Source organism: Alteromonas lipotrueiana (assembly GCF_019249245.1).
In the GTDB taxonomy this organism is placed as follows: Bacteria; Pseudomonadota; Gammaproteobacteria; order Enterobacterales; family Alteromonadaceae; genus Alteromonas; species Alteromonas lipotrueiana.
Window position 1 is genome coordinate 39,895 of the sequence record NZ_JAESDK010000009.1, and the last position, 12,476, is coordinate 52,370.

Below are 12,476 nucleotides of genomic sequence, written 5' to 3' on the forward strand. Positions count from 1 at the left end.
AACACACTAAGTTATTAACGAAGAAGGTAATGTTATGGATGCAACAGGAATAATAATATTTCTATTGATTGGCGCTATTGCTGGTTGGTTAGCTGGCAAAATAATGAAAGGTGGTGGCTTTGGTCTTATCGGTAATATCATTATCGGCATAATCGGAGCAGTATTAGGCGGCTTTTTGTTCGGCTTACTTGGAATCAGCGCCGGCGGATTAATAGGCTCTATTATAACGGCCACCGTAGGTGCCATCGTACTTCTCTTTATTGTTGGTTTGGTTAAACGAGCCTAGCGGGTTTACTACAAGATTAGCCAAGCGTTTAAAACATAAATAACTAAAAAGCCTCATTTTCGAGGCTTTTTTTGATATCGAAATTGAGATACGGCCAAATTATGAGTAATTAAATTCACGCATTACGAATAATTTAAATTGGTTAGCGACAATATAATAGCTAGAGCAGATATAAACTGAAAATTTAATCAGTGATGTAGATTTATATAAGTGGTTGATTTGATTAACCGTATCAGTAAAAAAACTCTGATAAAACAACAACCGATTATCGAAACCCTAGTTATTAGGAATATACTCACCTTCCTCGCTTCAAGGATAGCTTCGCCATTCCGCCTAACCCTACGTTGGCCTGTTGGCCATAATGACCAGGCATTTCTGGCGAATTCCAGCCGCCAGCTAATTGCATCTCTGGTAACGTAGCGCCATTTTCGGCTAATGAAACCGCACCGCCAACGCGTCCGGAATGAGGGGTAATATTTTCTTTGATATCTGCCAGATTGCCTATGCGTTTCCAAATTCGGTAAATACTTGAATATTCTAAAATAGGTGATGATTTACCGGCTTTGGATTCGTCATAAGGAAGTAGGGCGTGGCCGCGATTGGATACTCGTCTGAACAAAATTCCCTTGTTTATCCTTCGCGGATCCTGCATATCCCGTTCGATTTCTTTTGCTTTATTGAAGTTGGCTTCATTAATGTACTCGTCAATCATTGCGATAGTGCTGTTCGAGATGTAACGATAAGAGCCTTTGCCAGACTGATCAGATTTTGACGTTATGACCAGTAGAGCATTGTTTCGTTTATTGATATGTTCCAATCGTATACGAACAACCTCATCGGCCCGAAGCAAACCATCAAACATCAGATTAATTAATGCGAGATCACGCATCTCTAATAAGGTATCTGGAATAACGTTATTGTTGATTTTTTCCAGAATATCCAGGGTAAGCGGAACAGCCTGATGGCTACTAAGCTGGTATTTTTCGTTCTGAGCAAGCGAAAGTTTGACAAAATCCTTAAGATACACGGAATGCACAATAGGATTTGGTAACTGGGCAATTCCTAGAAATTTACTCAAAGCACTGAGGCGACGCTTTATGGTTCGATAGGCAAGGGGGCTTTGACAGAGAACTTCTACATAACGTTTTATGCAGTCTTCGTTGTTATGCATGGAATCATTAAAGCCTTCAAGATTTTCTTGCTCGCAAAAAATAGCAAACTCATTGAAATCACTTACGTAAGCACGCTGAGTATTGCGGGGCAGCTTGGTAAATATGTCGGTGAAATATTTATTAACCGCATCTTTATAGACACTGACAAACCCCGGGATCGGTGCTAAAGCTGAGTAACCCATGAATTCCTTTGCTATTAACTTATTGATATTAAGTGAGATATAAAATTTACTCGATCAAACTATACGAATATGCGTTATCATCACGCATGATAATTCCAGTTATCTTGCGTGATGGATCGCAGTAGATCTCGATATCTAAACTTGCCCGTTTCTTCTTAGATGCCTTTTTATTGGCAACTGTATAAATATACAGCTTGCGTTGTAATTTGCAAGTACTTAGCTTTGTTTACAGTTGAATGGGGATTTAAAGCTAAAGGACTAAGTCTAATAAACATGTTAAATAGGAATAATGGTTGTCAGTTTCTGTTACTTTTAGGATGGCTTCTCGGTAAAATTGTGGCAGGCACTCTTTCAAAATTATAGTTACTTCGCATTGTTTTAGTCATCTTCAAATGAATTAAGGTGGTCTTTCAAAAAGTATGGTTGGAATTTGAATATTCCTGACGAATTTGGACAAAAAAACTACTTTCTAAATCGAGTTCTGTGTGAAATCTGACGGGTAACAGTACCTTAATCATTTCAGATTTTACGTAGCGTCGCCTTAAATTTGAGCTATTTTAATCGTATTTAATGCCTGTAGCAGGTTTCGATATTCAGGCTCCGATTTTCAGTTTCTCACTTATGTTTATCGCGGCATATCTGGTGACTCATTATTGTGGATTGATACTGATAACCTGAACCGGTGAAAAGTCAGCACGTTACGTAGTTTATTCAGTAATGGTACTCATCCAGTAATTACAATACGGGTGTAAGACGTAGTAACGCCAAGCGGTAAAGTTATCGATTATTGATATCGAACACTTATGTACGCAACACATATTTTCCAATCTCGCTAAGCCTGTTTAAACAAGCTCGTTGGAAAAACATCAAGGATAGCTGCAAACCGGTTAGCGAAGCACCTGAGCGAATTCGTATAAAGTAGGTGAGCTGTACAACCCTCACTTTCAATCTGATAATATCCTATTTAACATAATATACATTATGTGAAGTTATATATTATTTTATTTCAGTGGCTTACCCAAGCTATTGTATCTACCTGAGGTAAAACTTGCGCAACTACTATTTGCATAAAATAACCTACCTACCTAAATGTTTAATCGGATAAGCGTTTCTTACTGTTGTAGCCTTAGATGCATCTTATATTCAAAACGAGGCCCGTTCAGTTTAGTGTTGAATTTTTAGTGAACATCGATGACAAACTTTGTAAGTTACTCCAGTCTCTTGCCGGACTCAGCTCGAGGCAAATGGAAGTAATTGGATGTGCACAAGATTTTTTGCCTGTTCACAATGATATACGGCACAACGCTGAACTACATACAAATTCTATCCCGCTGATTGGCGTTAATTACTCCCAGAAAGTGACTATCCAGGTTTACGCCTACATTTGCTAATTGTAGCGGCTCACGAACATATACCCGCCGACTTGATTACATCCGATCTTTTTGATTCACAATAAGTGAGAATAAGCCTGTTGCCAGGCCCACATTAATTGATAATGGACTCACTTTAATTAAGAACGGGCTTGCAAACATAATATGTCGGCTCACTTTATTTAAGAATTAGATAGGCAAACCTGCTTCACGCATTTCGGTAGTCATCTCCTTTGCTCTACTTGGATCTAAACCGCCTGAAAAGAGCTTTCTGATTTCGGCTGGTCGATAACGGAACTGTTCTGCAATCACGCGCTCATTGTAGCCATGTCTGATAAGCATGGGTTCAATTTCATCTATTCTACTGGACAGAGTTTCTTCCAGGAGACCACACTGATTGGCTTAACACCAACTTTATAACCCTCTTCTAGTGCAAGGGTAAGATGTTGCTCTACCTGAAGCGGCGTAGTGAGATGTTCAGCCAGATAATCAATTGCTTGCTCTTCGATAACATCTTTGGTCTTTACATTATCGTTTGTGCATTTATCTAAGAGCCAATGAATATAGTCCCGCAAAATACCTTGAGAAGCATCAAGTGACATAGTGACAGTTCGGTATCCAACCTCTTCCATCGTCGGAGATTTTAAGTCGTTCTTTAGTTTGGGATGTCCAGCCAAGACAATGGAAAGTTTACCACCACCTTCTTGAATGACTTCCATCAAGCGTTTCAAACCTGTAAGCGTGCGGTGGTGAAGATCATGCGCTTCATCACAAAATAGTACTACGGGCTTTTTACTTTTCTTAATTAATTCCTGTAAATCACGCTCACGCTTTTCGCCAAGTTTTGGAACTCTATAGTCATTGTCACCTGATACGTCATAAAATAATGCGGTGATTAACGTTGTCAAATTAGTCTTGGACTTCTCAACTGAAAGCGACTTGGCCACAATCACCTTTTTCTCGACCGTCAACTGTTTTTGAATACGTTCAAGGTAGGTCGTTTTGCCGATACCAACGACCCCCGTTAACGCTATGAGTTGTCCTTCTGGTATGATTTTCTTGAGTTGTTTGAATAGCCGTTTGGCTGTGTCGGTTTCGAAGAAATCTGCATCTCGAAAATACTTCTTTATCCCAAAGTGTTCCATGACTTCAATTTGCATGCTCCCCGCTCCTATTATTGAAATATTCTTTTATTCGTTTCATTACAGCATCTTTGTCTAACGACTCAGACAAGATAGCGTCAATCATATCCCTGTCGCATTGAGGTAGTACTGCTAAAGCTTTGCCCAAATATTTTGATATTGCCTGTTTTGCTTTGAGTATATTTTCATACTGTTTTTCGTAGAAAGGATCAGGATCGTCAAACTCTCTTGTAGGTACCGGCTCCACAACTTTTTTTATTGCAGAAATAACCTCACTATTAGCATCACCAGACTCAGGCAATTTCAGTGACTTTGCCAATGACTCAAGTTTATCCAGCCGCTCTTCGTTTTTTGTCTTTTTAAACTTCCTATACCTAAATAGTGGGACAGGCCCACTTATTGGGAAGTACGCACCATAGCGTTGACCACCATGTTCAACATAAAGCTCTTCATCAAACAACCCCCACCAAAGGACGACCTTCTCCCCCGCGAGATCAGCATCTATCTCATATACACTGCCATCAACGGTAATCCTTGCGTCGATACCAACGGTGCGTTTCTCTGGCTCTCTGGCAAATGCACAGTAGCGTTCCCAAGTGCACATTTTCTTTACGGTACCGTCGATATTTTTAAGCCAATCATCCATCCGAGAGTGCTGCTCAAAACGGTGCTGGTGATCATTGTATTTCTTCAGATAGTCACTCAACATTTCATTGGCTTCTATTTCATTTTTTGGCTCGCGCAGATGATATAGAACCTCATGACATTCTTTTACAGTGCGGAAAGCCCGTTCAACCTTTCCTTTTGACCTAGCAGTTTTACGTCGTTTGTCCTTGCTATCAGGCATGTGTATTTTTATTTCAATGCCAAGAAAGTGCATGACGTTGAGAAAAACAGTGCTTTTTGCGATTGGCCCATTGTCCAGATAGATAACACTGGGTATGCCATGAAAAGGAATATCTGGATCATCTTTTGGGGACATGGCATCAAAAAGGAAGCGCAGCGCATTGCCCGCGTCTCGCCGTGTACATTGCGATATTGCTGATAGCAAACACCCGAACGGTCATCCACTATCGAGTAGAGCATTAGAATAGGTAAGCCTTTTGACTTGTCATACCAAACAGGCTCATCAACACTTTTAAGATCTGATGGGCTTAAATCAAACTGCCAACATTCATTACTATGCTTAGCTTGAAATCTGACCGCTGGCGCATTCTTTATCAGATTGGATTTGTCCAGACCGTAAAGAGTGAGGTATCTATTTACTGTAGCTTTATTCAGCAAACCTTTAGGAACCTTGATAAAGCCATATTCTGATTCAATACCCGTCGATTCGAGCACTTCTAATGCTGTGACGGTAGATATATGGCGCCCATTTTTATTGGTTGTCCTAATTTTGAGTGCAGCAATCAGTTCACAATACTGCATCATCTTTTCTTCAGGTATAATTCGTGGACAACCAGCATCATTGCGTTGGACAGACTTAGGTTTTTTAACTTGGGATAGTTGGCGGTAAAGTGTACTTTCTGAGACACCATAGAGGTTAGAGGCTTGCTTGATGATTTCTCGCCTCGCATGATCACGCGCAGGAAGATTTTCTATCCTCCGGTGTAGATCAATTAGAACCTCTTGCGCTATCCGTTTGTGTGCCATTAGCTCGTTGATTGGGCCTGTTTTTCGCATTTTCCAATATCAACCCCTCTTATTCTCAGGTACTTGTAGAGCGTTGACCTGGCAATACTGAGTTGAACGCAAATATCTGTAACACTTAATTTCCCTGCTTTATACAATGCTTCAGCAGCAGCGGCTTTATTCTCGGCCTCTTTTGAAAGACCTTCAGGTCTACCACCATGTCTACCTCTAGCCCGAGCAGCATCCAAACCCGCTTTAGTGCGTTCGGCGATAAGTTCCCGTTCGAACTCTGCAATTGAAGCAAAAATATTCGTAATCAATCGGCCTTGGGGAGATGTGGTATCCACAGGATCATTAAGGCTTACTAATCCAATCCGTTTTGCAGTTAACGAGTCGATAAGTTCAATGAGATGTTTTAGTGACCTACCAAGTCTGTCTAATTTATATACAACGATAACATCCCCATCTCTCAATTGAGAAATGAGATTATCCAGTGATGGCCTACTGGCTTTCGCTCCCGATGCCACATCTGAAAATATTTTGTCACAACCGTACTTCTTCAAAGCATCCGTTTGTAAATCGAATCCTTGGTCTTTGGTGCTGACACGTTGATACCCGAAAATCATAAATAGTTCGTGCTATCCATTAACTTTGTTGTTTAATGAACCTTGATTATAGCAATGGGTTTTTCGTACTAATAATTATTTATAAGAGGGAAGCCAGTCGCCATGGTTGGAAAGTATGAATAAACGAGGGTATATTCGAACATTTAGCGAAGTAATGATTGTGAGAGTTCAATTGAAGGACAACTATAGTCGAGTAACACTATTTGAAGTACTCGTGATATCTTTTATTGATAGTTCTAATGAATGCTCTGGGCAATGGTGCTCATTTGATGATTTATTACTTAAAATACGAAAAAATTGAGGAATGCACGCGACCTCTCCCCATGGTTGTTCTTAACAATCGTGCTAATTCTTTAAAGACTTTAAAGATGCTGTTATCTCGCTCGTTTCTAAAGAACATTTTCAACTTCCGTGAAGTGTTTATACCTTTCTCATAAAAGGCTGAATAAGCTGTGCGATGTAATTCTTGGGGTAATTTGGTTGACTACCAATTCCTAGCTCCCCATTACGTGGTGAGGGTCGTTCATTAGAATTGGTGACGAATGTACCAAGGAGGTGATCCCATAAATGTGTAAACAACCCAAAATTAACGTCACCTTTGGTACCGTCTTTTACGTGATGATGTCGGTGACCTGGAGCAACAGCCCAAACATATTTTAGCGGGCCAAGCCGCATATCAACGTTAGAGTGTTGCAACAGCAACTGTATGGCAGCACTAAACCCTACCAATGCGCCTATTTCTAAGGGCATACCTATCAAAAGTAATGGGAGTGTACCTGCACTTAGTTCAATCGCTTGGTGAAGGGGATGCTTTAACAATCCATTGAACCCGTACATTCGTTCAACGCTATGATGAACCGCGTGTAAGCGCCAAAGCACTTTGTATTTATGACTAAAATAATGTGCCATCGTTATCCCAAAGTCAGCGACGATGATGGCAAAGCCAAGTTGTACTAGTAGTGGCCAATGGTGTGGCCAAATACTGAAGTGGGGCACTATCGCGGTCATTATTGGGATAAACGCGACCGTGAGAGCCAAAGAGCCTTCATTGACAATGGCATGCACTATATCTCGCCCGAAATCTCCCTGCGGTGTATTCCATGCTTTTTCATATGGTAACCATTTCTCAGCTGCAAAAGATACGACGATGGCGAATAAAAGCAGGGGTATAAGCCAAGCTGCAGATCCTGTGTTTTGGGAGATACTGGATGCAGCAAAGATAAAGCTTAAAAAAAATAATGGGCTGAACATCCATTGGACCAACGTTCTCATAGTATTTACACATTCGCGTTTTTATTGATGCGTATATTATTCCCTAGTCAAACTTAATTCGGCTTGTATCAAACGGCTAATTACTGTGAATTTTAATGGTGTGCGGTTTGAATAACGAGGAAGGTGCAAATCCAAACAGCTGTTTAAACGTTTTACTCATATGAGGTAAGTCAGAAAAACCCGAAGCATGGGCAGCCTCAGTCAATGTTGCTGACTTACTCAGTTGTTCTATTGCGGCGCGCACACGCCACCAGACAATAAAACGACTAATAGGTATACCCACTTCTTGCTTAAAAAGATGTGTTAGACGACTTGGGGACAAGAAAACCTTCGATGATAAAAACGCCATATCGATTGCACAACCTCTCTGCGAAGCAATAATGTCGATGACCGCTCGTACCCGTTTATCCTCAGGGCGCGATGAAAGCGCAGGACTATAGACTAGCCCTACCGCTTTATTTACTGTTTTCCACACTTTGTCGATATCGACGTCAGTAAATAGATGCTGAGAAATGGATCCCAATTCTTTGCTAGTAAGCGGCAGAGTATTAATTCCATCACTCCTGGCTTGACGTAAGGCTTTGAGAAATTGTTGGTTTTGCCTATCTTCAGGCTCTAAATAGATCACTACAATCTGATTGTCCTGTGCCAAAACCTTGTGAGGGACATCTTCGAAAATCACAATACATTGTCCGGTGTGAATACTTTGTGCCTTGTAATCTTGAACCGAGATGTCTTTGTCTAAACCAATGCAAATTTGGACAGCATGATGTGCATGAACATCATTATCAGGACTGATTCCGATGTAAATCGCTTTGTAGGGCCACAAATGAATATGCATGGCTGACTCAGTATCAAAAGTTCAGGCTATTGATTTTTGCCTTATAAATCTACACAAATGACGAATGTTAGCCGATAGATACAAGTTAAGGTGAGCGCGCACAGTGAAATTGTGTTCTTCTTACAATTTTAAGTGTGTAAATAATTTAAAATACCACAGTCCCTAATGGTTTTGTCTTGGTCACACGATGACGCCATATTTTCGAGTGATGACTTTAATGCGTTTAGCTCTTCAATGCGAATAATGACGTCTGATAAATGCTTAGCTATTAACGTATTGATATTTGAACAGCTCTGATCTGGCCTCGAACGACTGTCCATTAGCGTTTTTACTTCCATGATAGACATATCTAATGAACGACACTGTTTGATAAACAGGAGTTGTTCAATAGTCCCCTTGTCGTAGACACGATAATTTCCACTTGAGCGCTTAAGCTCAGGCAAGAGCCCCTTCTTTTCATAAAAACGAATGGTCTGAATACTACAACCTGTCGTCTTTGCGACATCACCAATTTTCATTTTTTTCTCCTAACCGTTGACTCTATACCAAGTATAGACTTTATACTCATACTATTCATCAGTAAAGAGTGTGTTTCTAATGAGCGGATGTGGGTGCGAAGTTGAAATAAAAGACCAGTCTCAACGACAGGTTTTGTATTGGCTTTTGGGAATAAACGCGACAATGTTTGTTATAGAAATGGGGATCGGGTTGCTTGCTGATTCAACCGCATTAATAGCCGATTCACTTGATATGCTCGCCGACGCAGTTGTCTATGGTGTTGCCCTTTATGCTATTGGTAAATCGCTATTGCACAAAGCCAATGCGGCTAGAATTAGCGGCTTTTTTCAGATGGCACTGGGTGTGTTGATTATCATTGATATTGTAAGACGGTCAATTTACGGTAGCGAACCTGTATCGGGACTAATGATGGCTATGGGGGCAGTTGCACTGGTTGCTAATGTCATTTGTCTTGTGATCATACGCAAACAAAGAAATGAAGAAGTGCATATGCGGGCAAGCTGGATATTTTCAGCCAACGATGTGATTGCCAACTTAGGTGTTATCTTTGCTGGCGTTTTGGTGTTTTGGCTCGATTCTCGATGGCCTGATCTGGTTATCGGTGTGATAGTTTCGTGCGTTGTGTTGCGCGGGGCAAAAATGATCCTCGAAGATGCTGGAAATGAAAGACAGCGAGCGCTTAATACGCAAAGTTGATAAGAAAATGCCAATTTTTAATTGCACATCAAAACTGCGTAGGTTGGCATGGCTACTTATTACTTTGCTCATGTGTCAATCGGGCTTTTCGTTCGCCGCTCAATGCGATGACTACCCTGCGGAGGTATCGTCAGTCCCTGAACAATCAAAGTCGATAGGCACTTATGATGTTCCCGAAAAAAATGTAAATGCTGGTGATAATACGTCGAGTGAAGAGTCTAAGTGTTTCCATTGTGTGCTGTGTCAATGTGGACAGATTAAGTTTCTGGCACAACACCCAATAAATGACGTATCTAAACCGTTATATACCAATCAATACAGTTATTCCCGCAACGTCACTGACGGCCTAGTCGAAGGCCTTTTGCGCCCACCTCAACATTAATCCATTCCCTCCTATATGTTTGCATGGGTGCTTTCCATGTATGTCGTTATCTTATGAACAAAAGGTTCTTTTATGAGTTCTTCACGCCCATTGGGCATAAAAAAAGCTAGCTCAGCGTATCTGAAATTGATATCTGCTGCACTGGTAACCATGAGCATATCTGTTCAATCTGCCAATGCGCAAAAGTCTTCAATCACGCTTGAAAATGTGCTCAAACGCACATTATCAAACAACCCAGATTTAGTTGTGTTCGAATTTAAATCTTCGGCTTTGGATGGTGAATCAAAAATGGCCAGCTTACGACCTGAAATGTCTGTTGGGGTTGAAGTTGAAAATGTGTTGGGAACAGGCGAAGTGTCTGGTATCAAAGATGCCGAATTGACACTGACCTTATCGTCGGTCATCGAGCTTGGAGATAAAGTCAGCGGCCGAATGAATGTGGTGAGTTCAAAAAAAGCACAACTGCTTACACAACGGCGCATTCGTACGCTGGACATCTTGGGTGAAACAACTCGACGATATATCAATGTCATTGTCCAACAAGCGTTGCACAAGACTGAGCAACGAGCTGAAATGCTGGCTCGCACAATGCTTCAGACAGTCTCAACACGGGTTGAAGCGGGGGCTTCTTCACCACTTGAGAAAAAACGTGCAGAGTCAGCGTTGTCGCAGGCGCGTTTGTCGTTATTGATAAGTGAACAAAAACTCAATGAGTATAAACGCGACCTGGCCATCATGTGGGGTGACACTACCGCTGCGTTTGCGGAAGTTGAAGGGACACTGTTATCGTTTCCAAATTCACTATCACTTGAACATATGCTTTCACAGCTTCAAAGCAATCCACACGTTCTGCTTTATGCTGATAACTATCGGGTACAAGAGGCCAGATTGAGAGTGGTTCAGGCCAGTCAGCAGTTCGACATTGCGTGGGAAGCCGGTATCCGAAGAATGCAGGGAATTAATGACACAGCGTTAGTCGCCAGTATTTCGGTGCCGTTAAATACCAAGCAGCGGAATCTAGGAGAATACGAACAACAGCGCGCATTGCTTGACAGTATCGACTATCAAAAACAAGCGAAAATTCGTGAACTCACTCGCCAATTAAATCAAGTCATTAGCGCAAAAGACCAAGCCTTGCTCACTGTTACGACCCTTCAAGACAATGTCGTTCCCACATTGGAATCTGCATTGAAATTGGCGCGGGATGGCTATGAAAGTGGTCGCTACAACTATATAGAGTGGGTGACAACGCAACAGCAACTCATAGATATGCAACGAACACTGATAAAAGCCGCAGGCTTAGTCCACCTTCGAAGCGCAGATCTAGAGGCACTTACGGGAATTCCCGTGTTTTCTGACTCTCCCTCGACGTCTGCTCAATCATCAGAATTACTAGAGAAAAAATAATGAATACATCACAATTTACATTACTCACTAGCGCACGTGACTTGCTTGGCGTGTTAGCCATGCTAGTTACTTTACTGTTTGCTTCTGTCGCCCTGGCTGATGATGACGATGAGGAAGCCGAAGAAAGACCCGAGTACGTAGTGTTATCTCAAGAACGGATGCTTGAACACGATATCGTGACTGCATCGGCCGCATCAGGAACATTATCGCTCACAACCAGAACCTTTGGGCGGATAGTTCATGATCCTGCGTCACTGAGTCATATTCGTGCCCGCTTCGACGGTGTTGTAAAACGTATCATGGTGAATATTGGAGATAAAGTAGAAAAAGGTGACACACTGGCAATCATTGAGTCAAACGAGAGTTTAAATCAATACTCAATCACCTCATCGATGTCTGGAAAAATCATAGCTAGACACGCCAATGATGGTGAGCTCACCAACGGTCAAGTGCTGCTTTCTGTTGCTAATTACTCTCGCGCAATTGCTCAATTGGCTATTTTCCCCAAACAACGTACTCATATTGCCGCTGATATGGAAGTCACTTTAAGGCTTGAGGAATTGCAGCAACAATCAAGTATAAGCCACATTACGTCCTCACCGGATGACAAACCCTATTCTATCGCGTTTGTAAACGTTGATAATGGCAGTGGTTATTGGCCTTTAGGCGCTATGGTAGAGGGTTATATTCAGATTGGTTTCCAAGAAGTCAATCTGGCACTCCCCAAAAGTTCAATACAAGAGTTAGATGGGCAAACCATTGTTTTTGTCAAAGAAGGGGAACGATTTTACCCCCGCCAAGTAAAACTTGGGAACACGGACAACCGTTTAGTAGAGATTGTGAAGGGCGTTCAAATAGGCCAGCAAGTCGTTGTAGAAAATAGCTATCTACTAAAAGCTGATTTATTAAAAATGGAGGCGGGCGATGATGACTAATTACCTGCGCATTT

The 12,476-nt window shown here is 41.5% G+C and carries 10 protein-coding genes and 1 pseudogene; 4 read left to right on the plus strand and 7 right to left on the minus strand.

Annotation, left to right across the window (positions count from 1 at the left end; all coding sequences use genetic code 11):
* Positions 1-34 precede the first annotated feature (34 nt).
* Positions 35-286 carry a GlsB/YeaQ/YmgE family stress response membrane protein gene (locus JK130_RS07840; protein WP_218353769.1) on the plus strand — a complete coding sequence of 84 codons (252 nt, stop codon included), beginning with the start codon at positions 35-37 and terminating at the stop codon, positions 284-286.
* A 295-nt stretch (positions 287-581) separates the two neighbouring features.
* Here JK130_RS07840 and JK130_RS07845 read toward each other — a convergent pair whose 3' ends face one another.
* The 7 genes and pseudogenes from JK130_RS07845 to cadR form a co-directional block, all read right to left on the minus strand.
* Positions 582-1,640 carry a tyrosine-type recombinase/integrase gene (locus tag JK130_RS07845; RefSeq protein ID WP_218353770.1) on the minus strand — a complete coding sequence of 353 codons (1,059 nt, stop codon included), beginning with the start codon at positions 1,638-1,640 and terminating at the stop codon, positions 582-584.
* 1,726 nt (positions 1,641-3,366) lie between these two features.
* Positions 3,367-4,170: an ExeA family protein gene (locus JK130_RS07850; protein ID WP_246587731.1), complete on the minus strand. Its 804-nt coding sequence runs from the start codon at positions 4,168-4,170 to the stop codon at positions 3,367-3,369.
* Positions 4,160-5,790 (minus strand): annotated as a pseudogene (locus JK130_RS07855) (transposase family protein). Before JK130_RS07855 ends, JK130_RS07850 begins: the two are co-directional and overlap by 11 nt.
* Before the next feature lie 14 nt (positions 5,791-5,804).
* On the minus strand, positions 5,805-6,410 hold the full coding sequence (locus tag JK130_RS07860) for a recombinase family protein (protein WP_218353771.1): 606 nt from the start codon (positions 6,408-6,410) through the stop codon (positions 5,805-5,807).
* 420 nt (positions 6,411-6,830) lie between these two features.
* Entirely contained in the window at positions 6,831-7,682 is an 852-nt protein-coding gene (locus JK130_RS07865) for a sterol desaturase family protein (RefSeq protein ID WP_108566110.1), read from the minus strand.
* 76 nt (positions 7,683-7,758) lie between these two features.
* Positions 7,759-8,523: a helix-turn-helix transcriptional regulator gene (locus tag JK130_RS07870; protein WP_053911488.1), complete on the minus strand. Its 765-nt coding sequence runs from the start codon at positions 8,521-8,523 to the stop codon at positions 7,759-7,761.
* A gap of 128 nt (positions 8,524-8,651) precedes the next feature.
* Positions 8,652-9,041: a Cd(II)/Pb(II)-responsive transcriptional regulator gene (gene cadR, locus JK130_RS07875; RefSeq protein ID WP_015065929.1), complete on the minus strand. Its 390-nt coding sequence runs from the start codon at positions 9,039-9,041 to the stop codon at positions 8,652-8,654.
* A gap of 79 nt (positions 9,042-9,120) precedes the next feature.
* On the opposite strand from cadR, the gene JK130_RS07880 reads away from it, so the two are divergent.
* The 3 genes from JK130_RS07880 to JK130_RS07890 all read left to right on the plus strand — a co-directional run bounded on the left by JK130_RS07880 (position 9,121) and on the right by JK130_RS07890 (position 12,462).
* Complete coding sequence (locus JK130_RS07880) at positions 9,121-9,738, plus strand: cation efflux transmembrane domain-containing protein (protein ID WP_137168620.1); 618 nt, start codon at positions 9,121-9,123, stop codon at positions 9,736-9,738.
* A gap of 454 nt (positions 9,739-10,192) precedes the next feature.
* Positions 10,193-11,527, plus strand: coding sequence for a TolC family protein (locus tag JK130_RS07885; RefSeq protein WP_218353772.1), 1,335 nt, complete (start codon positions 10,193-10,195; stop codon positions 11,525-11,527).
* Positions 11,527-12,462: an efflux RND transporter periplasmic adaptor subunit gene (locus tag JK130_RS07890; RefSeq protein ID WP_218353773.1), complete on the plus strand. Its 936-nt coding sequence runs from the start codon at positions 11,527-11,529 to the stop codon at positions 12,460-12,462. Before JK130_RS07885 ends, JK130_RS07890 begins: the two co-directional genes overlap by 1 nt.
* Positions 12,463-12,476 lie beyond the last annotated feature (14 nt).